Genomic DNA, 25,914 nt, shown 5'->3' with positions numbered 1-25,914 from the left:
TTAAGCTGAATTAAAATTTGAATAACAAATATCTTTTACAGTATCATTTATTCGGAATAATTTGTACATTAGCAGCAAAAATTACTACACAAATGAAATTTTTAGGTTTAATATTTTTACTTTCTTTTGCAATTACGAATGCACAAACAAATTATAAATATTTAGCATCTGATAAAACAGGTGAAAAATGGTACTATAATTTTGATAAAAAAAAAGCTAATGGTTTTTTTACCTGGCTAAAAATTGAGCATATAGAACAAAAAAAATCGTCAAAAAAAATATCAACGGAATATTATATTGAAGTTAAATGCAACAATCGTATGATGTCTGATGAAATTGTAAGAATTAACTGGGAAGATTCTAAACCAGAAATCTATAAAAAGAATTATCCTTTTCAGAAAATTCCTGAACGTCATTTTGTGATGAATCTTGTTAAAAAATATTGTAAATAAAAAATCCGGGTATCAATTGATACTCGGATCCTTTTTATTGAATTAAAAATTCTAAGCGTTAAAATGCGACTTTACAGTTTCTAAAACCTGCTCGTCAGACATTTGCTGTGATGTTTCTAAAGTAATCTTTAGATCTTTAAATTGAGCAGTATCATGAAGATAATGTTTTAATTCTTCCTGAATATTTCCCGGACCTGTAATCAAAACTTCCTGAGAATTTGTAAGAAGATGTTCAACTTCCTTAAAAAACTTAATTTTATTAGTTTGCTCAGCATTGTTTCCTGCATTTTCACTTGAGTTGCCATGTTGGATCGTCGCTTTTACCGGACTGCAAAGAAAAAATTTAAATGCATTTTGAGCATCATGATTTTTTACTACCACTGCCTTGTGAGAATCGATCCAAAGACCTGCTAATTTTTTATCAGACATAATTTATTATTTAATGTTACTCCGTATACTCTCAATAATGATGCAAACGATGTGTTAATGGGTGTTAAATTATTAAATAACAATTAATTCTGTCTGTTCAAGAATCCGTTAAGCAAATTTTATTACTTTTTTCAGTTTTTAGATTTCGGTTATTTACCTATCACAAAAACAGCCGGAACTTTATGAAGCTCAGGTTTCTGTTTCTGCCAATCTTTGATGCTTAACGTTTTTATAAATTCATGTTCAGAATCGTTAATGTTGGCAGCAATGCAAAGTTTTGTACTTGGCGAAAGAAATTTACACAAATCCTCGAAAAGCGCATTGTTTCTATACGGAGTTTCCATAAAAATTTGGGTAAAACCAGTTTTTTGAAGTTCACTTTCCAGATGTTGAATTCTTTTTTTCTTTTCTCCTTTTTCGATAGGAAGGTAGCCGTTGAATGTAAATTCCTGACCGTTGAATCCGCTTGAAATCAGTGCTAAAATAATTGAAGAAGGTCCTGAAATGGGAATAACCCTTATCTTTTTTTCATGACACCATTTTACAATAAGATTACCGGGATCAGCGATGCACGGAAGTCCGGCTTCTGATAATAATCCAAAATCCTGACCATTCAGCATTCTGTCTTGCGCCTCTTTTATATCTGAATTTTCTGTGTATTTATCTAAAAGGAATAGCTTCAGATCTGACTGCTTTTTTTCGGGTGCAAAAAATTTAATAACCTTTCTCGCGGTCTTTTCATTTTCAACAAAGAAAAAATCAGTTTGCATTATGTATTCTGTAATCACAGGAGAAAAGTGAGTAATGGGAGTATTTTCTGAAAGGTAAGCCGGAAGAAGGAAAAGCATTTTAGTAATTTAAGAGTTAAAAAATTATGAGTTTTGAATTTTTAAGATCAAAAGTTTTTTAGCGATTTCTTCACACGCTTCATCAAGCTGATGATAGACTTTTTCAAATCCGTCTAATTCACTCCAATATGGATCCGGAACTTCTTGCGGAAGACATTTCAAATCTGCAGCTTCCATCAAAAGAGAAATTTTTCTTTTCTGCCCATCATTTTGGGCAAGTGAGATGACGTCCTTAAGATTACTCTTATCCATACAGAATATTTTATCAAAATCATCCAGATCCTGAACGGTAATTGGTCTTGAACACTGGTCAGAAATATCGATGCCGTATTTTTCTGCTATCTTAATGGATCTTTTATCGGGAGTTCCACCTTGATGCATATCAATAGTTCCGGCAGAATCAACAAAGAAATTTTCGGGAAGTTTTGATTTCATTATTCCTTCAGCAAGCGGACTTCTGCAAATATTACCCAAACAAACCATCAGTATCTTCATTGAATAAAAATTTAGTAGTAAAAATAATTTAGACTGACAAAATTAAATAAAAAATGGAGAACAAAACTATTCTCCATTTTTCAGTTATATTTTGACTAAGATCAATGCTTGATCTTCTCTGTCAGTTCTTTTACGTATTTCTTAACTTCTTTATCTATTTTAGAAACGTCTTTTATTGTATCGCAAGCATACATTACCGTTGAGTGATCTTTACCACCCATTTCTTCACCAATTTTGGTAAACGTTGCGTTGGTAAACTCTTTAGCAAAATACATCGCTAATTGTCTTGGTAAGGCGATTTCTCGTTTTCTCGTTTTAGATAAAAGCTGCTCTCTTTTGATGCCGAAATATTCACAAACCACTTCCTGAATGTAAGGAATGTTGATGACTTTTTTCTGATTGGCAGCAATTTTATTAATGGTTTCTTTTAATAATTCAAGACTCAGATCAGACTTATAAATCGTAGAATAAGCAATTACTGAATTGATAACTCCGATCAGTTCTCTAACGTTGGTTTTAGCTTCTGCCGCTAAAAAATCTAACATATCGTCTGTTAAAACAATACCGTCTCTGCTTAATTTATCAACGATGATTCTTTTACGGGTATCCAGATCCGGAGATTTGATCTCTGCAGAAAGTCCCCATTTGAAACGGGAAACGATTCTGTCCTGAATATCCATAATATCAACAGGTGCTTTATCTGAAGTCAGGATAATCTGCTTTCCGTTTTGATGCAAATAATCAAAAATATGGAAGAAGCTATCCTGAGTCGCCGATTTACCGGATAAAAACTGAATATCATCAATTATCAAAACATCTACCATTTGGTAAAAGTTGGCAAATTCTGTCTGTTTATGAGCTTTTGCAGCAGAAATAAACTGCTGGATAAATTTTTCTGAGGAAAGATAAAGAACTACTTTGTCAGGAAACTGGCTTTTCACTTCCAGACCAACAGCTTGTCCTAAATGGGTTTTTCCGACACCATAACCTCCATACAAAAACAATGGGTTGAATGCTGTAGATCCCGGTCTTTTTGCAATTGATCTCGCAACCGTAGACGCAAATTTATTACTTTCTCCTTCTACATAATTATCAAATGAAAAATCAGCTTTCAGGTTAGAGTCAATATTTACTTTTTTAATTCCGGGAACTACAAACGGATTAACGATGTTTGAAGAGAAACCTTGTGGCATTGTTTCCTGCATTTTTGGGGTAGGAACAGTTTTGCCTTTCATATTCATGGTAACAGGTTTTTCTAAACCGCTTGGTTTATTTTCCATTACAGAATACCAAAGTTTAACACCTTTACCGATGTTTTTCTTCAGGGCAGCAGAAAGTAGTGAAAGATAGTTATCTTCAATATATTCTTTGTAAAAATCACTCGGTACCATCAGCGTAAGATTATTATCAACCAATGAAATTGGCTGTACTTTATCAAACAGTAAGTCGAAAGATTTTTCGAGTTTTTTAAGGTCAGAATTGTCTTCAGCAGCATTAAGGTTATCTCGCATAAACTGAAGGCATTTCTGCCAGATCATCATTAAATTTTCGTCCATTTTTATGCTGATTAATTCTGAGATTAGTAGTTTTTATTCGGAAGACAAAGGTGTCATTTTTTAATTTTAAAAAAAAATATTGCAGGTATTGATTATTAAAAAATATATTTGTATGTTTAAATTATAACTTAACATGATACACACAACCCACACTATACGAGTACGTTATGCAGAAACAGACCCTATGAAGTACGTATATTACGGCAACTATGCTGCATATTTTGAATTGGGAAGAGTCGAACTTTTCAGGAGCATAGGAATATCATATGACGAGATAGAAAAGCTTGGAATCTGGCTTCCGGTTTCTGATTACAATATTAAGTATTTAAAACCAGCTTTATACGATCAAAAATTAGAAATTCATACATATATAAAAAAAATTCCCGGCGTAAGAATAGAATTTGAATACGAAATTTATAACGAAGAAAAAATAAAAATCACAGAAGCCCGCACTACCCTTTTCTTTTTAAATGCTGAAACAAACAAAGTCATCAAATGCCCTGACTTTTTAATGAAACTTATCGAAGAAAACTGGAAAGAAGATTAAAATTAAAAGTTTATTTCAAAAAATTCACACTATGATTTTTACGAAACCCTATTCCTCAAATTCTTATATTTGGTGACAAATCTAATCTATGAGTTCTGTTTTTGCTATAGTCGTAATATTGATAGTGCTTCTGATACTTGTATATCATCAACTGAATAGACGCATCGAGATTTTAGAAAAAAAAATTGCAGATTTATCTAAAGAAATTTCTTCAAGTGAAGAAGTTAAGAATGAAGGAATTCTTACAGAACCTGTTCGTTTTGCTAATCAGATTCAAGATCCAAATAAAGTTGTAACCGATTTTAAAGAATCAGAACCTCAAAAAGACTGGCTTGCTCCCGTTTTTGATTTTTTGAAACAAAATGCTTTAACCATAATCGGAATTTTCACATTGGTTTTAGGAATCGGATATTTTGTAAAATATGCCATCGACAAAAACTGGATCGGAGTAACTTCACGAGCAGGAATCGGATTCATCACTGGTATATTAATCATAGGAATAGGACATTTTTTAAGAAAAAACTATACGGTTTTCTCATCAATAATTACAGGCGGCGGTGTAGCTGTACTCTATTTTACAACCACCATTGCGTTTCGTGAATACGAGATTTTTTCACAGAGCACAGCATTTCTGATTACTTGCCTGATAACCATTCTGTCCATTGCTCTTTCTTACTATTATAAAAGTGAGATTCTACTCATCTTCTCTCTGTTTGGTGGATTTTTAGCGCCGTTGATGATCAGTACCGGACAAAGCAATTATGTTTTTCTGTTTACCTATCTTTCGGTTTTGAATATCGGAATGTTAATTGTCGCTTATCTTAAACACTGGAAAAGTATTGGCTGGATCTCTTTTATTTTTACCTCAATTTATCTTTTCTCATGGACTTTGGAACAGCCTGCATTGGCAAGTATTCCTTTTTACATTATTACTTATCTTTTGTTTTATGCATTTGCACTTCAGAATTACATCAAAAAAAATACTTTAGAATCACTTGATATTCTGATGCTTATTTTGACCAATTTCTCAGGAGTTGCAGGTTTGGTTTATATTTTTAATGAGATGCAGATGTTTCCTGCATCAGTATTTCCTCTTGCTTTTGCAATTATTAATTCTGTCGGATGGTACAGAGAATATCAAAAGAAAAATTTCAGCACTAATTATTCGGTTTTCATAAGCATCACCATTAGTTTGATCACTTTAGCCTTTGCGCTTGAGCTTAAAACACATCTTATAACCAGTGTTTGGGCAATCGAAGCAAGTCTGCTTCTCTACATTTGGAAAAAAACAAACCATAAGATATTCAAAGTTTTCTTCTATGTCCTGTTTCCGTTGGTGATTTTATCTCAAATGATAACCTGGGCAAGATATTTTGATTCAGATTCTTTGAATATTATTGTAAATCCTGTTTTTATTACAAGCCTGGTTGTCATTGGAAGTTGTTTTATGAATTTATTTTTATTGAAAAAAAATTCTGAAGAAGAAAATTCCGGACCGGAGTTTTATGAAAGTGTTTTTAAAATATTATGTATTTCGGTAATCTATTTTTCAGTTTTGTTTGAAATCATTTACCATATTTCAGATGAGAGCTTGGTTTTCGTCATGACTATCAGTTTCTTATTTACGTTGTTTTATTTATTTATACTCATTCTTTCTGGTAAGAAAATCAGCATTGGTAAAGATTTCCAGAAAGGAATGATCTATCTTTTTCTATTGCTTCTGTTGATACATATTTCTACATCGCAGGTTGCATCAGAAATTATCACTAAGAAAATAAATTCGGAGTTTTTCTTTGTTCATTTGCTGTATATTTTTCCATTGGTTTATCTAATCTTAAAAATAATTCCAAAATCAGATTTTATAAAAAATCGCTTTTCATATTGGTTGGTTTCTTTCATTATTGTTTTGGCTTTCAGTCTGGAATTATTTCGTACTTATTTATTGATGAATACATATCGATCAGATGAAATGTATCTCCTTGAGAATCATTTCAGCATATTATATTTACCCATTGTATGGGCTGTTTTGGCGTGTTCATTTATTTATTTCGGATTGAAAAAAGAAATTCCGGAGTTCAATAAAATCGGCTTTAGCTTACTAGGAATCATGATTTTAAAACTATACTTTTACGATGTATGGCAAATGGATAATGTCTCAAGAATAATCGCATTTATCATTCTTGGAATTATTTTACTGCTAAGTTCTTTCATGTTCCAGCGGTTTAAAAATATACTAAAAAACTTAGTGGATAAAGGAGATGAAGCTCCTCACAAAAATCAATAGAAATACCACTAAAACCTATTATCTGTTACTGTTTTTTAAATTATTTAAAATTTTCTATTGACAATTTGTAAAAAATAAGTATATTTAACACGTTTTTAATACTTCAGTTTAAAAATGAAATCGCTGATCGATAAGCTTGAATAAAATCATTTTAAAAGTTAGCGTTTTTATATAACTTAAAAATAAAATTTACCTTTATGAAAAAAATCCTCTACTCTTTATTAATCTTTGCTTCAGCAACTTTATTTGCTCAAAAAAATCCTACTGTGAAATTTGCAATCTGTAACGATGCGGTTGGTACTGTAGCAATGTTTGAAGGAAAAAAAGAAGCTATTCAAAGTGTAAATGTCTTTAAGCCTAAAGCAAATCTTCCTCAAAGCCTGAAAAAATATGATTATTTAGCTGAAAACGGTTTGGCTGAAGTAAAATTTAAAAAAGATTTCGGAACTCTGGATATCATGTCTTTAGCTAATTTTAATGCTCAAAGCGGACTTCCAAAAGATACACCTGTATTCATTGAGGGATATGAATTCAAAAACACAGAAACCAATATATATGCAGATATGATTGCAGATATAAAAGTAGATACTGTAGATGGTAGAAAATCTTTGGTAATTACAACAGTAAAGAAATAAATATTTAAATAATATTGTCAAAACGGATATTCAGATTGAGTATCCGTTTTTTTAGTATTTATTTTGCCATTTTTTCTTAAGCTCTTCAGATATTTTTTTCTCAGTGGCATTACTTCCGGGCTCATAAAATTTCGCATCTTTTATTTCTTCCGGCAAAAAATCCTGACTTACAAAATTACCTTCATAAGAGTGAGCATATTTATATTCTTTACCGTAATCGAGATCCTTCATCAATTTCGTAGGTGCATTTCTTAGATGTAACGGTACCGGTAAATTTCCTGTTTTTCTCACAAAAGCCAATGCATCATTAATGGCTGTATAAGCAGAATTGCTTTTTGGAGAAACCGCCAAATAAATAGCAGTTTCACTCAATAAAATCCGTGCTTCGGGATTTCCGATCACGTTGATCGCCTGAAAACAGTTATTCGCTATGACCAAAGCATTAGGGTTTGCCAAACCAATATCTTCTGATGCCAAAATAAGCATTCTGCGGGCAATAAATTTAATATCTTCGCCACCTGCAATCATTCTCGCCAACCAATAGACTGCTCCATTCGGGTCTCCTCCACGCATAGATTTAATGAATGCCGAAATAATATCATAATGTTGTTCCCCGTTCTTATCATAGAGTGCCATTGTTTCCTGAAGAACTTCCATCACATCCTCATCAGAAATTTCTTTTGTATCAGAATTGATAAACTGACTTAGCACCAACTCAACAGAATTGATCAGTTTTCTTCCGTCACCACCAGAATACTGAATAAATGCCTGCTTTTCTTTAATTTTGAAATCAGTTTTTTCGTCCTTATTAAATCTTTCAAGAGCAATATCAATCAGTTCTTCTAGCTTTTCGTGCGTTAAAGCTTTTAAAATATAAACCTGACTTCTTGAAAGCAATGCCGAAACCACTTCAAAACTAGGATTTTCTGTGGTTGCACCAATCAAGACAATCCATCCTTTTTCTACCGCATGAAGCAATGAATCTTGCTGAGATTTATTGAAACGGTGAATCTCATCGATAAAAAGAATTGGAGATTTTCCGGAAAAGAGATTTTGTTTTTTGGCTTCTTCAATCACATCCCGCACATCTTTTACACCCGACGAAACAGCCGAAAGCTTATAAAATTTTCTTCCTGATTTTTCAGAAATTATTTCAGCCAGCGTTGTTTTACCTGTTCCCGGAGGCCCCCACAAAATGAGAGAATTCAGGGTGTCATTCTCCAGCATTTTCCGTATTGTCCCTTTTTCGCCCGTAAGATGTTCCTGTCCCAGGACTTCGTCTAAGGCTTTAGGTCTTAATCTTTCGGCTAATGGAGTATTTTGGCTCAAAATTTTATGATTTGATTTAAATAAAATTAATTTTAAAAAATGTTCAGGTTCTCAATAAACAGAATGTATTTCAGTTAAGAAAAATTAAATTTGACAAACACATTAATCTAATCAACAAACACCTATTTAAGACTCTGAAACTTCTAACAAATTTAAACTAATTTTCAATTTTTTAGCCTATTTTTGCATTGTTTTGAAACTTACATTCAATAAAATCATTACTTCACCTTTGGTAATTTTGGTCAGATTTTACCAATGGTTTATCTCACCTTTACTTCCAAAAAACTGTCGATATGAGCCAACTTGTTCGCATTATATGGTAGAATCTCTGCAGACACATGGTATTTTTAAAGGTTTGTGGCTTGGTATAAAAAGAATTGCTAAGTGTCATCCCTGGGGCGGAAGCGGCTATGATCCTGTTCCTCCAAAAAAATAAAGATTTTTTATTAAACGACTTATAAATACATTAAAAATGAGTACTTTTTTCTTCAGAATTTACCTTTTTGCCTTTGCCTTAATGGCTCAGAGTTTTTTTTCGCAAGATAATCAAGACAGTTTATCAGACGGAATTTTAAAGATAAATTCAACAAAAATTCCTGTCAAAATATACACTAATTCTGAAGTAGGAAATCTGAACAGTTTTGCAAATCTTAAAACGACGAATAACACATTAGTGATTCTCAATAAGTCGAATTTGGAAACCTCACATTTCGAGTACAGCTTAAATATATTAAATAAGTTTAAAGACACAAATTATCAGTTTTTTGACAAGGATTTTAAATTAGTTGAAAATATTAAAATAACCGAAGATAATATTGAAACATTAAAATATGCTGTAAAATCTTCAAACCCGATTCAATCATCTGACACCGTTCAGCTTGAAACTCCTTTTAAAATTTGGGATCCTTCTACAGGAATTCATTTGGGACCGATAACTCTGCATTATTACAGTTTGATGTTTATTTTCGCATTCGGAATCGGTTATTTCCTGATGACCAAAATGTATACGATAGACGGTGTAGATACAAAATATGTTGAACCTTTCTTTACATGGACTTTAATCGGGACGATACTTGGAGCAAGACTGGGTCACGTTATTTTTTATCAGCCAGAATTATTCAAAGAAGATTTCTGGAGTGTCTTTTTACCGATAAGCACCAAAAACGGAATCAAATTCACAGGATTTGCCGGATTGGCAAGTCACGGAGCTACCCTTGCGGTGATTGTTACAACGCTCTATTATTCATACAAAATTGTGAAGAAACATCCGCTTTGGGTATTTGACAGATTAGGAATTGTAGTAGCAATCGGCGGAGCATTTGTAAGAATGGGTAACTTTTTTAATTCTGAAATCATCGGAAAACCGGTTGATCCTACATCACCATTTGCACTTTTATTTCCACAGCAAAGTGGTGAATACGGAGTAACAGTTCCGCGTTATCCTACTCAATTGTTTGAAGCTGCAGGTTACGTAACTTTATTCGTTATTCTCTGGGTTTTATATAGAAAAACAGACAAAAAATATCAGCAGGGATGGTTATTTGGTTTGTTCTTTTTCGTACTCTGGGCAATCAGATTCTTTGTAGAATTCTTAAAAGAACCTCAAGGTCATGAAGTGATATCATTCGGAGGATTAAATACCGGACAGATTCTTTCTATTCCATTTATGATAGCAGGTTTGGTCATTATGGTTTATTCTAAAAAAAATAAAATCGCTCCGGAAACCGACAAAACTTTTTAAAATATTAAAAATAAAATACCGAAAGTCACAACTCTGTTGTGGCTTTTTTGTTAAGTTCCAAAAATACATTTCCAAGTTCATCAATAACATCTGTCGGAAGCATTGCTTCTTTTGAGAATTTTTCAGCGGCAAGATCTGCAGCTTTCCCATGAAGCCATACTCCCAGAATACACGCATTTTCCGGAGAATATTTTTGAGCTAAAAGTGATGTAATAATTCCGGTCAAAACATCTCCGCTTCCGCCTTTTGCCAAACCTGCGTTTCCGGTGATATTATAATACACTTTTCCTTCGGGCGTAATAATCTGTGTGTGATGATCTTTCAAAACAATAAAAACTTGCAGTTCTACGGCTTTTCTTCTAGCCAATTCTAATCGTTCAAACGAATCTTCAGTTGAACCAAAAAGTCTTTCAAACTCTTTAGGATGTGGTGTAATAATTGAATTTTCAGGAATTAAATTAATATTTTCTTTGTTTTTAGAAATAATATTTAAAGCATCTGCGTCTAAAATCAAAGGATTTGCAGTCTGTTTCAAAAAATTCACTAATGCTTTTTCCGTTAAAAAAACGGTTCCTAAACCGGGACCAATTCCATAAACCGAATCACTCTGAATTTCGATTTGTTCTATATGTTTTTCTCCTCCTGAAATAAACATGGCTTCGGGACAAGTGGTCTGCAATATTTCATAGCCGCAGTTTGGAGAAAGCACAAACGTAAGTCCGGCTCCAGTTTTCAGGGCTGATTGGGTTGCTAAAACTGCTGCGCCCATTTTACCATAGCTTCCGGCGACGATTATTGCTTTACCAAAAGTTCCTTTGTGGGTAAAATCGCTTCTCGGTTGGAAAATTTTCTGTACCATTTCCTCATCAGTCACAAAATAATCTACGGGTATGTTTTGTATAAATTCCTTGTCTAAACCAATGTCTAAAACAGTGATTTTACCGACGAATTTTCCGGTTTCAGGATGAAGAAAACTTCGTTTCCAGAATTGAAAGCTCAACGTGTAATCAGCTTTAAAAACAATTTGGTCATCATCTGAAATTTTGTCAGAAAACAATCCTGATGGAACGTCAATAGATATTTTAATCTGATTTAATGTATTTAGCTTCTCGATTAATTCAGCATAAACTCCATCCAATTTTCTTGATAATCCTGTTCCGAAAAGCGCATCGATAATTATTGTTTGTTGAAATTGAAATTGATCTGTTTCTTTAAAATCATGAATGGAAATTCCTAAAAATTCTTTTAATCTATCAAAATTAATTTTGGCATCTTCAGAAAAATTTTCATTCGATTCATTAATAAATACATCAACATCAAATCCCTTTAAATACAGCATTCTTGCAACAGCAAAACCGTCTCCGCCGTTGTTTCCGTTCCCACAGAAGATTACAAATTTTGTGTGATTTTTACAGTTCAGAAAAATCCAATTTGTACAAGCTAATGCAGCTCTTTCCATTAGTAAAATAGAAGAAACAGGTTCATTTTTTATGGTAAATTCATCTGCCGATTTGATTTTTTCTGCTGTGAGAATTTTCATGAGAATGTTTTATTTAAATTTAAGGATAATTAATTGAAATGCTCGCTCAAAAAAATTCTGAAAATTTGCAAGATTACTGTTAATAAATTATAATTTTGTTTTAAACATTAAAAAAAATATAAATTATGGGATTTGTAAAAGAATTTAAAGACTTCGCATTTAAAGGAAATGTGGTTGATCTGGCTGTCGGTGTCATCATCGGTGCTGCATTCAGTGCCATTGTAAAATCATTTGTTGATGATATTGTTACGCCATTATTACTCAATCCGGCATTAGAAAAAGCGAACGTAAAAAATATTGCGGAACTTTCCTGGAATGGGGTAAAATATGGTAACTTTTTATCTTCTATAATAAGCTTCCTAATCGTAGCGTTTGTATTGTTTATGATGATTAAAGGAATTAACAGATTGAACAGAAAAGAAGAAGAAGTGCCTGTTCCTGCAGGACCTACCGAAGATCAGAAATTGTTAACGGAAATCAGAGATTTGCTAAAAAGCAAAAACAATTTATAAAAACAAACTCGCCGCAAATAAATTTGCGGCGAGTTTTATTTATCTAAGGAAATTCTTCTTAATGAATCTGTAAAATGCTTGAGATCTGCTCTGCCAGAGAAAGACCGATTCTGTCTTGTGCTTCCAAAGTTGAGGCTCCTGTATGTGGGGTCAAAGAAATTCTAGAATGATTTAAAATTTCTTTTGAAGGTGTTGGTTCGTTGATGAAAACATCAAGACCTGCAAACTTCACTTTTCCTGAATCTAAAGCTTCAATCAAAGCTGCTTCGTCAATCACCCCACCTCTGGAGCAGTTCACAATTGCCACACCATTTTTCATGATTTCAAATTCGTTTTTACCAATCATATAACCTTCTTTCTGAGCAGGAACATGAAGCGTAATAAAATCTGAGTGTTTTAAAACCTCCTGTAAAGGTTCAGTTTCAATATCTACATTGATGAACTGATTGTTGTAGAATTTTACCTTAATACTTGCTTTGCCAACGTTATTATCTGCGGCAATCACCCTCATTCCCAGACCTAGTGCAATTCTCGCAACTTCTTGCCCGATCCTTCCCATCCCAACAATTCCGATGGTTTTTCCTCTTAATTCAATACCTGCAGCGTAAGCTTTTTTAAGACCTGCAAATTCTGTATCACCGACTAATGGCATTTTTCTGTTTGAATCCTGAAGAAATCTAGCTCCTGAAAATAAATGTGCAAAAACCAATTCAGCAACTGATTCTGATGAAGCTGACGGGGTATTGATGACATGTATTCCTTTTCCTCTTGCATAATCTACATCAATATTATCCATTCCTACTCCACCTCTTCCGATGATTTCGATAGACGGACAGTTATCAATCAACTCTTTTCTTACCTGTGTTGCACTTCTTACCAAAATTGTACGGATTTTGTGCTCATTAATGTAATCAATCAAAGATTCCTGTGGAACTTTTGTCGTAATCACCTCAAATCCTTTTTCCGTTAATGCATCAATCCCAGATTGGTCTAAACCATCATTTGCTAAAACTTTCATCATACTATTATATATTAAAAGTGAAAGATTTAAAAAACTAAAAAAATCGAAGTTATTTAAACTTTATTTGTTTAATTATTAAATCTTCAATTAGATTTTAATCTTTAAAAACCTCAATGGTTACCTGTTTCTCAATCAAATCTGTGAATTTCCCTTTGTATCTCGTTGCCTTTACCAAGTGATTATCAATCCAGTGATAATTGCCGCCTCTTGGTTTTCCGCACAACACACTGTGATATTTGAAACCATGCTTGTCTAACCAATCGATGGTAATCTGTTTCAGGTTTTCGGTTCTTGAAGTGAAAAAGCAGATCTGGTGGCCATCATCATACCATCTGTTTATTGTTTCCAAAGCATCCGGATAAGGTTCACAAGTGACCATTCTTTCAGGTTCCTCGTTCGGGACATCATCTGTAATTGTTCCGTCAATATCAATAAGATAATTCTTAACTCCGTCTTTCAGAATCGGACTTATATGCTCAATATAATCTAGCTCCATCGTTTATTTTTTTAAAGCGCAAAGTTACACATTTTGTAGAATAGGCTTATGTTAATCTTAGTTTATGTTAAAATTTTAACAATAAAAATAATTTTAAATAACTAAAAATCATTATTCTCTTGCATTTTTCACAAAATTAGCAGCAAAAAATTATTTGGATAAATGCCAATATTTCATAAATATTAAAAAATTTAAACAAATATTTTACGAAATGATGATTTAAACTTAAATTTGTAGGAATGGAAGAATATGTAGTTTTAGTAAATCCTGAAGACCAAGTTTTGGGTTTAATGGAAAAACAGCAGGCGCATATCAATGGTTTACTTCACCGTGCATTTTCTATTTTTTTATTTAATGACAAAGGTGAAATGCTGTTGCAAAAGCGTGCTTCAGAAAAATATCATTCTCCCAACCAATGGACCAATGCAGTTTGCTCTCATCCTCGTGACGGAGAAACTTATCTTGAAGGCGCAAAAAGAAGACTGAAAGAAGAATTAGGAATTGAAGCTGAGCTTGCAGAAAAATTTAATTTTATCTATAAAGCAGATGTGGGCGGCGGACTTTGGGAGCATGAACTTGATTATGTTTTTACAGGAACATACAATGAAGAATTTAATTTGAATAAAAACGAAGTGGAAGAAGTTCGGTATATTTCAATTAAAAATTTAGATAAAGAAATTACTGAATATCCTCAACAATTTACAGAATGGTTTAAAATCATACTAGAAGAATATAAACACAATTTTTAACACAACTAATGAAAAAAACAGTATTTCTATTTACTTTCTTATTTTTTTTAAGTGTTTTTGCCCAAAAAGCAGACACCGAAATTTTTGAAAGTGAAAATTATTCGATTACAATGCCCAATACATGGAAAGCAACCAATGATGAAGGTATAGTTAATATTTTCCCGACCAATCAGATTGGTGCCATTACCATCTCTGAATATCATGATTTAGAACTTCCAAAAGAAGAAACTAAAAAATTCATTCTTGCGCTCTACAATTCAGCGGATGAAGAGAATAAAATAAAAAGCGGAAATGGAAGGAAAGGATATACAGAATATTTTTACGAATACTTTGATGAAAATGAAAATCTTTTCTGGATCACCAAAGTATTTCAAAAAAGCAAAGATCTTTACATTGTAAGCATTAATTGCCAGCAAAAATATTGGAATGGAAATTATATGAAGGTTTTTAACGAAACTTTTGACAGTTTTAAAATAAAAAAGTAAGAATAAAAATGAACAAAACAGCATTGTATGACAAGCACGTTTCTTTGGGAGCGAAAATAGTACCTTTTGCAGGATTTGATATGCCTGTACAGTATTCCGGAGTGACGGAAGAGCATTTTGCCGTGAGAGAAAAAGCGGGATTATTTGACGTGTCTCACATGGGGCAGTTTTTCATTGAAGGTGCAGGTTCTAAAGAACTTTTGCAATTTGTAACCACCAACAATGTAGATGCTCTTGAGAACGGAAAAGCTCAATATTCTTGTCTTCCTAACGAAGATGGCGGAATCGTAGATGACCTTATCGTTTACAAAATGGAAGATGACAAATATTTTGTGGTCGTAAATGCTTCAAACATAGAAAAAGACTGGAATCACATTTCAAAATACAATACTTTCGGAGCGAAGATGACGAATGCCTCAGACGAGATGTCTCTTTTGGCGGTTCAAGGTCCGAAAGCGACTGAAATTCTTCAAAAATTAACTGAAACCAATCTATCTGAAATCCCTTATTATCACTTTACTGTAGGAAGTGTTGCAGGTATAAGTGATGTAATTATTTCAAACACAGGTTACACAGGAAGCGGTGGTTTTGAAATTTATTTTAAAAACGAAAATGCAGAATTACTTTGGGATGATATTCTGAAAGCCGGAGAAAGCGAAGGAATGATTCCTTGTGGATTGGCTGCCAGAGACACTTTGAGACTTGAAAAAGGTTTCTGTCTGTACGGAATGGACATTGATGATACAACCTCTCCTATCGAAGCAGGATTGGGCTGGATTACAAAGTTTGATAAAGATTTTGTATCTAAAGAAATTTTCGCAAAACAAAAAGAAGAAGGTGTTACCAGAAAATTAGTTGGTTTTGAACTGACTGATAAAGGAGTTCCAAGACATGATTACCCGGTGGTAGATGCAGAAGGAAATGTAATTGGAAAAGTTACTTCCGGAACACAGTCTCCCATGAAGAAAATAGGTCTGGGAATCGCTTATGTAGATAAGCCACATTTCAAACTAGGATCAGAAATTTTTATTCAGGTTAGAAATAAAAATATTCCTGCGAAAGTGGTGAAAATGCCATTCGTTTAGTTTTTTGCAGTTGGCTTTCGCTTTACTATATTAAAAAACCACAGAATAATCTGTGGTTTTTACTTTTTGACAAGAATAGGAAATTTAGTTATTTCCGTTAAAATGTGCTCTTAAATTTTCAATGTTTTTCTTATCATTTCCTATGAAAATCTCTGTATCGGTAAGAAAAACAGGACGCTTCAAAAAAGTATAATGATCTAATAACAATTCTTTGAAATCATCTTCTCCCATTGTTTTCAAATCAAGCTCTCTCAATTTGATCTGTGTTGATTTTTTACTGAACAAATCCTCGTAAGAATTGGTGATTTTATGCATCGCTTCCACTTCTTCCTGGGTAATAGGCTCTTTTTTTATTTCACGCATTTCCCAATCTCTCAGATCAAATTTTGCTAAAATTTTTCTGCACGTGTCGCAACTATTAAGATAAAATACTTTCTTCATCTATATATATATTAATTATTTTTTAAATTATACGTTCTAAATTCTATATTATTACAAGATACCACTTTTAGTTGGAAAAACAGCTATTTAATTTCACTTTCTGATAATTAATGAATATCTTTATTAAAATTTATAAAATATGGACAACAAACCTGTTACTTTTCAATTTATTTCAGAGCCTTCAGACGTAAATTATGGAGGAAATGTACATGGTGGAAGTGTTATGAAATGGATTGACCAAGCAGGATATGCATGTGCTACAACATGGAGTGGAAATTATTCTGTAACCGTTTATGTAGGCGGAATTCGTTTTTACGAGCCTATAAAAATCGGAGAAATTGTACAGGTAGAAGCAAAAGTGATCTATACAGGCTCTTCAAGTATGCATATTTCAATTAATGTTTTCTCCAGAAACCTTAAGCAGCCCACTTTTGATAAGAAAACTCATTGCATTATCGTATTTGTTGCCGTAGATGAAAACGGCAAGAAACTTCCTGTACCAAAGTGGATTCCCGAAACTGACGAAGAAAAGCAGCAGGAATTATACGCCAAACGTCTGATGGAATTGAGAACGCAGATTGAAGACGAAATGAAACCTTTTATTAAATAAGAATCATGCAGAGAAGTGATTTTTTAAAAATTTCATCTTTAGGTTTTCTGGGATTCTATTCTTGCGGAATATCACATTCAATGACAAAAAATAAGCGTTTGGCCATCCAACTTTATACGATAAGAGATGCTATCTCAAAAAATCTTGAGCGGTCATTTGAAAAATTAGCAAGTTTAGGTTTTAAAGATGTAGAAATCTATGGTTATGACGGGACTTTTTTCGGTAAAAATAAAAATGAATTTCAGTAAATTTTAAATAATACAGGTTTAAAAGTAATCAGCTCTCATCACCAAACCGGAGTTATAGGAAAAGGATTGGGAACTTTAGTTAATAATTGGGAAAGAACTGTAGAAGATTTGGATTTTATAGGATCAAAATATATGGTTTGCTCTTATTTGGTTTCGGATGAAAGAACTACTGAAAACTACAGAAACTTACCTGAACTGTTGAATCGATCAGCAGAAATTACAAATAAATCTAAAATTCAGTTTGCATATCACAATCATGATTTTGAGTTTAAAAAAATGGATCATGATACATTGATTTATGATTTTATTTTAGAAAACACTTCCTCAGATTTAGTCAAAATGGAGCTTGACCTTTATTGGATTTCAAAAGCAGGATATGATCCTTTGGCTTATTTTGAAAAGTATCCGGGCAGATTTCCTTTGTGGCATGTAAAAGATATGCAGAAAGGAACGGAAAATTTCTCAGAAGTCGGAAATGGAACTATTGATTTTAAAAGAATTTTTGAAGCCAGAAAAAAAGCAGGTCTGGAATATTGGTTTGTGGAACAAGATTCTAGTAATAAAGATATTTTTGAAAGTATTTCGATAAGTAAAAAATATATCGATCAGAACGATTTTTTCTTTAAATAATAATCTCTTATAAAACAAAAGGTCTTCCATCTGGAAGACCTTTCTATTTTCAAAGTTTTATAATTTCTTAACAAGTAATTATCTGTGGACAACCTATGTACTGGCTGCAATATTTAGGTCCTGTTACAGCACCTGTACAACTGCATCCGCACAATGATAAATCTGGTGTGCCGATTTTTCCTACACCTCCAACGATGTCTTTTAGATCAGAACTTTTTAATTTCTTAGCGTTTTTTAAAATTTCATTTAACATAATAATTTGGTTTTAAGTTGAAAAATATGAAGATCTTAATTTATACTGCAAAATCATCGCAGGTATACACTTGTGGACAGGCAATGTAAGTTGGGCAATATTTTGGTCCTGTAACGGAACCTGAACAACTACATCCGCAAAGCGATAAATCTGGAGTACCAGTGTTTCCGGCACCTCCTACAATCTCTTTCAGATCAGAACTTTTTAATTTCTTAGCATTTTTTAAAATTTCATTTAACATAGTAATTTGGTTTTAAGTTAATATTCAAATATAATAATTTTAACAATATTAAATTATAATTATTTGATTTATTATAATAACGTTCATAATAAACGAATAGTATAGCACTATTTAATTTTTATTAATTAAAGTATCGTTTAGCTACATCATTGATTAAGGCTAATAGAATTAAAAAATCCTTTCAAATTTCTCTGAAAGGATTACTATTGATAAGCATGAAAATTATCTTGCGATATTTACTGCTCTTGTTTCTCTGATTACCGTAACTCTTACTTGTCCGGGATACGTTAATTCATTCTGAATTTTCTCTGAAATATCATATGAAAGTTGGGAAGCGATTTCGTCGTTTACTTTACCACTTTCTACCATTACTCTTAATTCTCTACCCGCCTGAATTGCATATGCGCTAGATACTCCTTCAAAGCTTAATGCAGCAGCTTCAAGATCTTTCAGACGTTGGATGTAAGATTCTAAAACCTGACGTCTTGCTCCCGGTCTTGCTCCGGAAATTGCATCAGCAACCTGAATGATTGGTGATAAAAGTGAAGTCATTTCTACTTCGTCATGGTGAGCTCCAATTGCGTTGATAACTTCCGGATTTTCACCATATTTCTCTGCCCATTGCATTCCTAATAAAGCGTGAGGAAGTTCAGATTCTTGTTCAGGAACTTTACCTATATCATGTAAAAGACCTGCTCTTTTAGCCATTTTTACGTTTAATCCTAATTCTGCAGCCATAGTTGCAGCGATGTTTGCCACCTCTCTTGAGTGCTGTAATAAGTTTTGTCCGTAAGATGAACGGTATTTCATTCTACCAACAATTTTCACCAACTCGGGGTGTAAACCGTGAATTCCAAGATCTATAATGGTTCTTTTACCTACCTCGATGATCTCTTCTTCAATCATCTTTTTTGTTTTCTCTACAACTTCTTCAATTCTCGCAGGGTGAATTCTTCCGTCTGTAACCAATCTGTGTAGTGATAATCTTGCGATTTCTCTTCTTACAGGATCGAAACATGAAAGGAGAATAGCTTCCGGAGTATCATCTACAATGATTTCTACACCAGTCATCGCTTCCAAAGCACGGATATTTCTACCCTCTCTACCGATAATTCTACCTTTTACTTCGTCTGATTCAATATTAAATACAGAAACTGAATTTTCAATTGCCTGCTCAGTTCCAATTCTTTGGATGGTCTGAATAACAATTTTTCTCGCCTCACTCTTAGCATTCAGCTGAGCTTCTTCCATAATGCTTTGAACGTGCGCCTGAGCTCTCGTTTTAGCTTCAGCTTTCATAGTTTCTACCAATTCTGCTTTGGCTTCATCAGCGGTATAGTTTGAAATTTTCTCCAGCATTTCAACTTTTCTTGCCGTTGCTAAATCAAGTTCCTGTTGTTTCTTTTCTAAAACTTCTGTTTTTTTAGCATAATCAGCAATCTGTCTGTCAAGATCTTTCTCTAATTTTCCAGCTTTGCTAAGCTCATCATTTAGTTTGTTTTCTTTGTCTTTGACTCTCTTTTCGCCTTCCTGCATCTTTTTTTCGCGAACCTGAATATCTGCATCGTGCTGAGATTTCAGTTCAAGAAATTTTTCTTTAGCCTGAAGATTCTTTTCTTTTTTGATAGTTTCTGCCTGTACACTGGCTTTATCTAAAAGTATTTCGGCATTTTTCTTTGCATCATCTACAATAAATTTAGCTTTGGTATTGAGTGAACTTTTTGAGAAAAACATTCCTGCAGCTGCACCAACTATTAAGCAAATAATGCCGACTATTATGGCTGTTGTCATATATATATTGAGTTTTAATTGTCTAAATTTAAAATAAAAAAACCTACAATAATCCAGTGATTTAGAGTAAACTCCTGATCTCCACGATTTGATCTGATTCCTTCTCTCTGTAATCTGCGTAGTGCAGCACGCCATTGAAAAGACTTTCGAACATTAATTGTTTAGTGTTGAGTTTACCTTAATGTGTTAGAATTACTGTAGGCAGGTTTTTGCGGAAAATTTATTTTCCGGCATCATTCAACGTTTGATTGATTTTCATTAATCTCTCGTTGGTTGATTTTATATTTTTTTCGTTGTTCAGAGCTACAACTTCTGCGTTGGTTCCCAATTTCAGGGCACACATTGCTAAAGCATCCTGTTTATCTCTTACATCGAAATTTTGTTCAAAATCTTTAATCATATTTTCAATCTGCTTCCCCACTTTACGCAGAGTTTCCTCCTCTGCTGCGGGTACATTCAGTGGATATACTCTTCCTGCAATGTTGATGGTTATTCTCCTTACCTCCATTATAATCCGCTGTTTTGAAGCTGTGCAATACAAAAGTCTACTTCTTTTACCAGTCTGTTGATATGGTTTTTCATGAGTCTGTTGTGTTCAGGATTTCCTGATATTGCCGAATACAATTTTATCGTTTTCTGTTCTTCTGCTAATACCTGATTTTTTTTTCTCTCTTCATCATATTTCTTCTTCAAATCTTCATGCTCTTGATTTAGTTCTGATAACTTTTCTGAAAGATTCTGATGACTTTTATGAAGATTCAAAATCTTTTTTTCCAGTTCCGAAAAATTATTTTCTAATTCTTGAAGCATTTCAGGTTTCTAATATTCTAACTAATAGCAAAAATATGAAAATAAAAAGACTAACAAAAATAAAAGACTCTATATTTTGACTTAAAACAAAAAAAGGAGATGCCAAAGCACCTCCTTTTTATATTAATTTTTTATTATATTATTCAAATTTCAATACAAACATGATCGCTCTTGTCTGTAAGGTAGAAACTGCTGCAGACCAGTAAGGTGGTGTTGTAGCGTTGTCGGCAACCATTTCGTTGTTCATAAAGAATGTTCCTCTGATCGCAGGGGTCAGTTTAAATTTATTGAAATAAAACTGAATTCCCATCTCTGCAGACCATGCAAAATTGTGCGTTGTAGATCTGAAAACCTGTTGTAAGTTATCATCTTCAGAATCTGAATTAGACTGTAAATTAACGATATAATTCACACCGGCTGCAACGTAAGGTCTTGAGTTGTACCATCTTTCACCATGAAATTCTAATAAAACAGGAACATCTACCAATGTAGATTTTATTTCTCTTACTCTGTCTTTTTCAGTTAAAGTAACAGGTATAAATGGTGGATTTTGAGGATTTCCATTCTGAAAAATATCGTTCGATTGGGTATTAAAAATCAACTGTCTCTGAGCAAACTGCAAACCTGGTTCTAATCTTACATCTAAATAATCATTTAGTCTGAATTTTGCAATCAGACCTGCACCAAAACTGGTACTGGATTCAGATCTCACAAGGTTTTGATTATTATTCATACCATATCTTGGGTTAAGAACAATACGATAGTCTAGTAAATTGCCATTCAGATAAAAACCCCAGCTGAATTTCTGCTGGTCAAAATCTTCCAGCTTATCCATCCTGTTACGAGTTCTAAATTGAGCGTCTGCAAAAGTTGCAATACTAACTGAGGCTAAAACCAGAGCTTTTAATAGAAATTTATTCATAGGTTACTTTGTTGCTTTATAAATTGTGGCTATACCTAAACTTAATTTTTTATATTCTACTTTTTTAAATCCTGTATCTAAAAGGATTTGTCTCATCTTTTCACCAAACGGAAAAGCATTTACAGAATCCGGAAGATAAGTATACGCCCTGTTGTCTTTAGAAACCAATCTTCCGATTGCCGGTAATATATTTTTGAAATAAAACATATAAAACGGTGCTAAAAAACCCTCTACTTTAGAAAATTCAAGTATGTAAACACTCTTGTTTTCTTTCACCACTCTTCTTAGTTCTGCCAAACCTTTTGTAAGGTTTTCAAAATTTCTTACTCCAAATGCAACGGAAACAGCATCAAATCTATTGTCCTCGAAAAGTAAATTTTCTGCATCACCTTTTTGCATAGAAATTTTGCCGTCTAATTTAAGTTTTTTTATTTTAATAACGCCAACATTTAACATTTGTTGCGATAAATCTAAACCAATTACCTGAGCATTTGTGCCTTTCTCTACAGCAATTGCGAGATCACCTGTCCCGGTAGCTACATCAAGAACTTCCTGAGGAGCCTCTTCCTTCATCATCCTTACCAATGTATTTCTCCACAGCACATCTATTTTCATAGACAGAGCATGGTTTAGCAAATCGTATTTCGGTGCTATATTGTCGAACATTTCCTCTACCTGGCTTTTTTTCGTAGCCTCAGAGTTGTAGGGTGTTACTTTGTTGATATCGTTTGTCAAAACTTGTAATATTCTTTATAATAATTAAGGTAATCTTGCTTTCTGAAAATCTTTGACCGGGATTCTACTTTGTCAATATTTTTTATTAATTGATCATAATCTTCATCTACATTATAATAAAAATCTTCTGTGTACAACTTATTGAAGTGTTTTGCACCTCCAAAATAAGGTTTTCCGTCGATGATTGTTTTATCCAACGCCAAAAGTAATGAATCTTTTTTAAGATTGTACCCATAATATTGACGATTAACATAATAATCCTTGTGAGCGATGTTAATAAGACCTCTTATTTTATTAACTTCAAATGCAGAATCATACAGTAACTTCTTATTCTGATCAAAAACTTTTATAGTATTTTTCCCCATTTTGAGATCAACATTAACATATTGTCCACCCGAAACAATGCCTTCCGAACCATTATTAATCTTATAATAATAGGTATCTGGTGTAGGATTATCTACAAGGTAGTAATTTTTTTTGGCTAAAAAAAAGAAGTAAACTCCAAAAGCAAGTACAAAGACTGCCACAGCAATTAATAACCCTTTAAGGGCCGGATTGTTTTTCATAGATTCTAGAGAACTATTTTTGCAAATTTAATAATATTTTTAATTCTTTCTTATTAATATTAATTATTAACTTTGCATCTTTATAAAATCATTTAAACGAATGCCGAATACGATTATTATTGGTTCTGGATCTTACATTCCCAACAGAGTTATTGGTAGAGATTATTTTCTAAATTCTGAATTTTATACCGATGAAGGCGACAAAATAGACAAGCCAAACGAAGAAATCATCTCAAAATTTGTAGAAATCACAGAAATTGAAAACAGAAGATACATCGAAGACGATACTTCCAGCTCCAAAATCGGCTATGAAGCAGCCAAAATAGCACTATCAGATGCTAAAATAGATGGTGAAAATTTAGATTACATCATATATGCAAGTAATTTTGGGGAAGTTGGAGTAAACGGAGCTGCCAACTTTATGCCGAACATGGCAGCAAGAGTTAAAAATCATTTGGGCATCAAGAACAGAAAATGTATCACCTATGATATGATTTTCGGTTGTCCGGGTTGGGTGGAAGCAATGATTCTCGCAGACCATTTTATCAAAGCAGGTGTTGCAAAAACTATTTTGGTGGTAGGTTCAGAAACCTTAAGCCGTGTTACAGATCCTTACGACAGAAATAAAATGATTTTCGCAGATGGCGCAGGTGCGGTTGTTGTACAAGCTACAGACCAGGAAAATGTAGGTATTATTTCTCACAACACCATTTGCGACAATGGTATTGAATTAGAATATCTAAGAAACGGCGCATCAATCAATCAAAATTTTGACGAAAAGAAACTGTATATCAGAATGATGGGCAGAAAAATCTACGAATACGCCCTGAAAAACGTTCCTATAGCAATTAAAGAAACCATTGACAATGCAGGATTATCTATCAATGACATTGATAAAGTTCTGATTCATCAGGCAAATGCAAAAATGGATTACGCCATGATCGACAGACTTCATAAACTTTATGACATCAAAGAATACGACCATGCTGTTTCACCAATGACGATTCAGGAGTTTGGGAATTCTTCTGTAGCAACAATTCCTACCATGTTTGATCTAATCATTAAAGGAAAAATGGATGGTCATACGTTTAAAGAAAAAGGGAACATTGTGATGACTTCGGTAGGTGCCGGAATGAATATCAATGCGATCGTTTATAAATTTCCTTAAGACTTAAATTAATTTAAAATATTAAAAGCACAAAGGAGTTTCTTTTGTGCTTTTTTAAAACTTATTATGCAAAAAAATATTTTAATCATTGCTGCAATCTTCCTCTTTCTTGAGGTCTATATTTATCAGGCAATCAGAACATTAACTGATAATCTATGGTTAAGAATTGCTTATTGGGTCATCACTTTGTCGGTCTACGGAGTTTTTGCATACGAACTTTCTCATTTCCAGAGGTCAAACAGAGATGCGAACAGACCCCACCTGATGATCAGCCTGTTTTTAATTTTTATCTTACCTAAAATTTTCATCGTATTACTTCTCTTAATTGATGATATTTTCAGAACAGGTGCTTATTTTGTTGGATTTTTAAAGCCTGACGAAAACTTTTTTCCCGAAAGAAGAAAATTTTTAAGTTTAGTGGGATTGGGTTTAAGCGGTGTGCTTTCCGGTTTGTTTATTGACGGAATTACTTTCGGAAAATACCGACATAAGGTAAGAAGAGTTAAAGTAAAAATTAAAAATCTTCCCCAAAGTTTTAAAGGATATAAAATCATTCAGATCTCAGACGTTCACAGCGGAAGTTTCGCTGACCCTAGTAAACTGGAACACGCAATTGATCTCATCAATGAGCAAAACCCTGATTTGGTATTATTTACGGGTGATATGGTGAATAATGTTTCTGAAGAATTCAAACCATTTATTCCTCTTTTTTCTAAAATTAAAGCAAAAGATGGGAAGTTCGCAGTCTTAGGAAATCATGATTACGGTGATTACGTGACTTGGGATTCACCCGTTGCCAAAAAACTAAATCTCGATCAATTAATTGAATACGAAAGACAGGCAGGTTTTGAAATGTTGATGAATGAAAACCGTGCGATCGACAGAAACGGAGAAAAACTATACATTTTAGGCGTAGAAAACTGGGGACTGAAACCTTTTCCACAATTTGGAAAAATCGATAAAGCTTTAGAAAACGTTCCGCAAAACGCTGCAAAAATATTAATGAGCCATGACCCTACTCATTTCGATAATGTGGTTAAAAAACACCCCGCTGACATTAGTTTAACACTTTCCGGTCATACGCACGGAATGCAGTTTGGATTGGACTTGAAAAACATCAAATGGTCACCTGTACAATATCGCTATCCAAAATGGGCAGATCTATATGAGAGCGAAGGAAAACTATTGTATGTAAACCGCGGTTTTGGGGTTTTAGGTTACCCAGGAAGAGTTGGGGTTTTACCGGAAATTACTTTGTTGGAACTATCTTAAATCCGATTCAGTACTTGTTGTAT

32 protein-coding genes are annotated in these 25,914 nt (G+C 33.3%); 15 read left to right on the top strand and 17 right to left on the bottom strand.

Annotated elements, in window-relative coordinates:
• The first annotated feature begins 92 nt into the window (after positions 1 to 92).
• Positions 93 to 452: a hypothetical protein gene (locus ACZZ9T_RS10395; protein ID WP_463442026.1), complete on the top strand. Its 360-nt coding sequence runs from the start codon at positions 93 to 95 to the stop codon at positions 450 to 452.
• Positions 453 to 503: 51 nt separating this feature from the next.
• On the opposite strand, the gene ACZZ9T_RS10390 is transcribed toward ACZZ9T_RS10395, so the two are convergent.
• From ACZZ9T_RS10390 to dnaA, 4 genes are all read right to left on the bottom strand, one after another.
• Complete coding sequence (locus ACZZ9T_RS10390; protein WP_463431869.1) at positions 504 to 881, bottom strand: hypothetical protein; 378 nt, start codon at positions 879 to 881, stop codon at positions 504 to 506.
• Positions 882 to 1,030: 149 nt separating this feature from the next.
• On the bottom strand, positions 1,031 to 1,729 hold the full coding sequence (locus ACZZ9T_RS10385) for an SAM-dependent methyltransferase (protein WP_463442025.1): 699 nt from the start codon (positions 1,727 to 1,729) through the stop codon (positions 1,031 to 1,033).
• 24 nt (positions 1,730 to 1,753) lie between these two features.
• Positions 1,754 to 2,224, bottom strand: a complete 471-nt coding sequence (locus ACZZ9T_RS10380; protein WP_463442024.1) for a low molecular weight protein-tyrosine-phosphatase — start codon at positions 2,222 to 2,224, stop codon at positions 1,754 to 1,756.
• A 101-nt stretch (positions 2,225 to 2,325) separates the two neighbouring features.
• Complete coding sequence (dnaA, locus tag ACZZ9T_RS10375; RefSeq protein ID WP_463431863.1) at positions 2,326 to 3,780, bottom strand: chromosomal replication initiator protein DnaA; 1,455 nt, start codon at positions 3,778 to 3,780, stop codon at positions 2,326 to 2,328.
• A 133-nt stretch (positions 3,781 to 3,913) separates the two neighbouring features.
• On the opposite strand from dnaA, the gene ACZZ9T_RS10370 reads away from it, so the two are divergent.
• The 3 genes from ACZZ9T_RS10370 (at position 3,914) to ACZZ9T_RS10360 (ending at position 7,246) form a co-directional block, all read left to right on the top strand.
• Positions 3,914 to 4,327, top strand: coding sequence for an acyl-CoA thioesterase (locus ACZZ9T_RS10370; RefSeq protein WP_463431861.1), 414 nt, complete (start codon positions 3,914 to 3,916; stop codon positions 4,325 to 4,327).
• A gap of 88 nt (positions 4,328 to 4,415) precedes the next feature.
• A complete protein-coding gene (locus ACZZ9T_RS10365) occupies positions 4,416 to 6,611 on the top strand; it encodes a DUF2339 domain-containing protein (RefSeq protein ID WP_463442023.1) in 2,196 nt (731 codons plus the stop codon).
• Positions 6,612 to 6,808: 197 nt separating this feature from the next.
• Complete coding sequence (locus tag ACZZ9T_RS10360; protein ID WP_463442022.1) at positions 6,809 to 7,246, top strand: hypothetical protein; 438 nt, start codon at positions 6,809 to 6,811, stop codon at positions 7,244 to 7,246.
• A gap of 51 nt (positions 7,247 to 7,297) precedes the next feature.
• Here ACZZ9T_RS10360 and ACZZ9T_RS10355 read toward each other — a convergent pair whose 3' ends face one another.
• Complete coding sequence (locus ACZZ9T_RS10355; RefSeq protein WP_463442021.1) at positions 7,298 to 8,575, bottom strand: replication-associated recombination protein A; 1,278 nt, start codon at positions 8,573 to 8,575, stop codon at positions 7,298 to 7,300.
• Between the two features lie 193 nt (positions 8,576 to 8,768).
• Here ACZZ9T_RS10355 and yidD point away from each other — a divergent pair, with 193 nt between their 5' ends.
• Together yidD and lgt are read left to right on the top strand one after the other, a co-directional pair.
• Complete coding sequence (yidD, locus tag ACZZ9T_RS10350) at positions 8,769 to 9,011, top strand: membrane protein insertion efficiency factor YidD (protein ID WP_463431853.1); 243 nt, start codon at positions 8,769 to 8,771, stop codon at positions 9,009 to 9,011.
• Positions 9,012 to 9,470: 459 nt separating this feature from the next.
• Positions 9,471 to 10,316 (top strand): prolipoprotein diacylglyceryl transferase, encoded by an 846-nt coding sequence (gene lgt, locus ACZZ9T_RS10345; RefSeq protein ID WP_463433766.1) that lies wholly within the window; start codon positions 9,471 to 9,473, stop codon positions 10,314 to 10,316.
• 25 nt (positions 10,317 to 10,341) lie between these two features.
• On the opposite strand, the gene ACZZ9T_RS10340 is transcribed toward lgt, so the two are convergent.
• Positions 10,342 to 11,856: an NAD(P)H-hydrate dehydratase gene (locus ACZZ9T_RS10340; protein WP_463442020.1), complete on the bottom strand. Its 1,515-nt coding sequence runs from the start codon at positions 11,854 to 11,856 to the stop codon at positions 10,342 to 10,344.
• Positions 11,857 to 11,981: 125 nt separating this feature from the next.
• Here ACZZ9T_RS10340 and mscL point away from each other — a divergent pair, with 125 nt between their 5' ends.
• On the top strand, positions 11,982 to 12,368 hold the full coding sequence (gene mscL, locus ACZZ9T_RS10335) for a large conductance mechanosensitive channel protein MscL (RefSeq protein ID WP_463431849.1): 387 nt from the start codon (positions 11,982 to 11,984) through the stop codon (positions 12,366 to 12,368).
• 58 nt (positions 12,369 to 12,426) lie between these two features.
• Here the strand turns inward: mscL and ACZZ9T_RS10330 are convergent, their stop codons facing one another.
• On the bottom strand, positions 12,427 to 13,386 hold the full coding sequence (locus ACZZ9T_RS10330) for a D-2-hydroxyacid dehydrogenase (protein WP_463442998.1): 960 nt from the start codon (positions 13,384 to 13,386) through the stop codon (positions 12,427 to 12,429).
• 97 nt (positions 13,387 to 13,483) lie between these two features.
• Entirely contained in the window at positions 13,484 to 13,885 is a 402-nt protein-coding gene (locus tag ACZZ9T_RS10325) for an LNS2 domain-containing protein (protein WP_463431847.1), read from the bottom strand.
• Between the two features lie 239 nt (positions 13,886 to 14,124).
• Between ACZZ9T_RS10325 and idi the strand changes: the two genes are divergently transcribed.
• From idi to gcvT, 3 genes are read left to right on the top strand one after another with little or no spacing between them, the layout of a single operon-like run.
• Complete coding sequence (gene idi / locus ACZZ9T_RS10320; RefSeq protein WP_463442019.1) at positions 14,125 to 14,634, top strand: isopentenyl-diphosphate Delta-isomerase; 510 nt, start codon at positions 14,125 to 14,127, stop codon at positions 14,632 to 14,634.
• A gap of 8 nt (positions 14,635 to 14,642) precedes the next feature.
• On the top strand, positions 14,643 to 15,119 hold the full coding sequence (locus tag ACZZ9T_RS10315; RefSeq protein WP_463442018.1) for a hypothetical protein: 477 nt from the start codon (positions 14,643 to 14,645) through the stop codon (positions 15,117 to 15,119).
• Between the two features lie 8 nt (positions 15,120 to 15,127).
• Positions 15,128 to 16,204 carry a glycine cleavage system aminomethyltransferase GcvT gene (gene gcvT, locus ACZZ9T_RS10310; protein ID WP_463442017.1) on the top strand — a complete coding sequence of 359 codons (1,077 nt, stop codon included), beginning with the start codon at positions 15,128 to 15,130 and terminating at the stop codon, positions 16,202 to 16,204.
• An 84-nt stretch (positions 16,205 to 16,288) separates the two neighbouring features.
• Here gcvT and ACZZ9T_RS10305 read toward each other — a convergent pair whose 3' ends face one another.
• Complete coding sequence (locus tag ACZZ9T_RS10305) at positions 16,289 to 16,645, bottom strand: arsenate reductase family protein (RefSeq protein WP_129534108.1); 357 nt, start codon at positions 16,643 to 16,645, stop codon at positions 16,289 to 16,291.
• Positions 16,646 to 16,784: 139 nt separating this feature from the next.
• Here ACZZ9T_RS10305 and ACZZ9T_RS10300 point away from each other — a divergent pair, with 139 nt between their 5' ends.
• The 3 genes from ACZZ9T_RS10300 (at position 16,785) to ACZZ9T_RS10290 (ending at position 18,133) form a co-directional block, all read left to right on the top strand.
• Positions 16,785 to 17,255: an acyl-CoA thioesterase gene (locus ACZZ9T_RS10300; protein WP_463431838.1), complete on the top strand. Its 471-nt coding sequence runs from the start codon at positions 16,785 to 16,787 to the stop codon at positions 17,253 to 17,255.
• A 5-nt stretch (positions 17,256 to 17,260) separates the two neighbouring features.
• The gene (locus tag ACZZ9T_RS10295; protein WP_463442016.1) at positions 17,261 to 17,503 is read left to right on the top strand and encodes a hypothetical protein; all 243 of its coding nucleotides are present in this window, start codon (positions 17,261 to 17,263) and stop codon (positions 17,501 to 17,503) included.
• A gap of 66 nt (positions 17,504 to 17,569) precedes the next feature.
• On the top strand, positions 17,570 to 18,133 hold the full coding sequence (locus ACZZ9T_RS10290) for a sugar phosphate isomerase/epimerase family protein (protein ID WP_463442015.1): 564 nt from the start codon (positions 17,570 to 17,572) through the stop codon (positions 18,131 to 18,133).
• Between the two features lie 67 nt (positions 18,134 to 18,200).
• On the opposite strand, the gene ACZZ9T_RS10285 is transcribed toward ACZZ9T_RS10290, so the two are convergent.
• From ACZZ9T_RS10285 to ACZZ9T_RS10250, 8 genes are all read right to left on the bottom strand, one after another.
• A complete protein-coding gene (locus ACZZ9T_RS10285; protein WP_463442014.1) occupies positions 18,201 to 18,386 on the bottom strand; it encodes a hypothetical protein in 186 nt (61 codons plus the stop codon).
• 40 nt (positions 18,387 to 18,426) lie between these two features.
• A complete protein-coding gene (locus ACZZ9T_RS10280; RefSeq protein WP_463442013.1) occupies positions 18,427 to 18,627 on the bottom strand; it encodes a hypothetical protein in 201 nt (66 codons plus the stop codon).
• A 222-nt stretch (positions 18,628 to 18,849) separates the two neighbouring features.
• The gene (gene rny / locus ACZZ9T_RS10275; RefSeq protein ID WP_463431830.1) at positions 18,850 to 20,418 is read right to left on the bottom strand and encodes a ribonuclease Y; all 1,569 of its coding nucleotides are present in this window, start codon (positions 20,416 to 20,418) and stop codon (positions 18,850 to 18,852) included.
• Between the two features lie 220 nt (positions 20,419 to 20,638).
• Complete coding sequence (locus tag ACZZ9T_RS10270; protein ID WP_463431828.1) at positions 20,639 to 20,926, bottom strand: cell division protein ZapA; 288 nt, start codon at positions 20,924 to 20,926, stop codon at positions 20,639 to 20,641.
• Positions 20,926 to 21,228, bottom strand: coding sequence for a hypothetical protein (locus ACZZ9T_RS10265; RefSeq protein WP_463442012.1), 303 nt, complete (start codon positions 21,226 to 21,228; stop codon positions 20,926 to 20,928). The genes ACZZ9T_RS10270 and ACZZ9T_RS10265 overlap by 1 nt, the downstream gene beginning before the upstream one ends.
• A 139-nt stretch (positions 21,229 to 21,367) precedes the next feature.
• The gene (gene porT / locus ACZZ9T_RS10260) at positions 21,368 to 22,150 is read right to left on the bottom strand and encodes a type IX secretion/gliding motility protein PorT/SprT (RefSeq protein ID WP_463442011.1); all 783 of its coding nucleotides are present in this window, start codon (positions 22,148 to 22,150) and stop codon (positions 21,368 to 21,370) included.
• 3 nt (positions 22,151 to 22,153) lie between these two features.
• Positions 22,154 to 22,885 carry a bifunctional demethylmenaquinone methyltransferase/2-methoxy-6-polyprenyl-1,4-benzoquinol methylase UbiE gene (gene ubiE, locus ACZZ9T_RS10255; protein ID WP_463442010.1) on the bottom strand — a complete coding sequence of 244 codons (732 nt, stop codon included), beginning with the start codon at positions 22,883 to 22,885 and terminating at the stop codon, positions 22,154 to 22,156.
• Positions 22,882 to 23,451, bottom strand: a complete 570-nt coding sequence (locus tag ACZZ9T_RS10250; RefSeq protein ID WP_463442009.1) for a hypothetical protein — start codon at positions 23,449 to 23,451, stop codon at positions 22,882 to 22,884. The genes ubiE and ACZZ9T_RS10250 overlap by 4 nt, the downstream gene beginning before the upstream one ends.
• A gap of 100 nt (positions 23,452 to 23,551) precedes the next feature.
• Between ACZZ9T_RS10250 and ACZZ9T_RS10245 the strand changes: the two genes are divergently transcribed.
• Both ACZZ9T_RS10245 and ACZZ9T_RS10240 read left to right on the top strand, forming a co-directional pair.
• Positions 23,552 to 24,619, top strand: a complete 1,068-nt coding sequence (locus ACZZ9T_RS10245; protein WP_463442008.1) for a 3-oxoacyl-ACP synthase III family protein — start codon at positions 23,552 to 23,554, stop codon at positions 24,617 to 24,619.
• Positions 24,620 to 24,685: 66 nt separating this feature from the next.
• Positions 24,686 to 25,891, top strand: a complete 1,206-nt coding sequence (locus tag ACZZ9T_RS10240) for a metallophosphoesterase (RefSeq protein WP_463442007.1) — start codon at positions 24,686 to 24,688, stop codon at positions 25,889 to 25,891.
• Positions 25,892 to 25,914: the final 23 nt, after the last annotated feature.

The organism is Chryseobacterium sp. AC417, from assembly GCF_979258215.1.
This window is presented reverse-complemented; position numbering and strand designations above follow the sequence as displayed.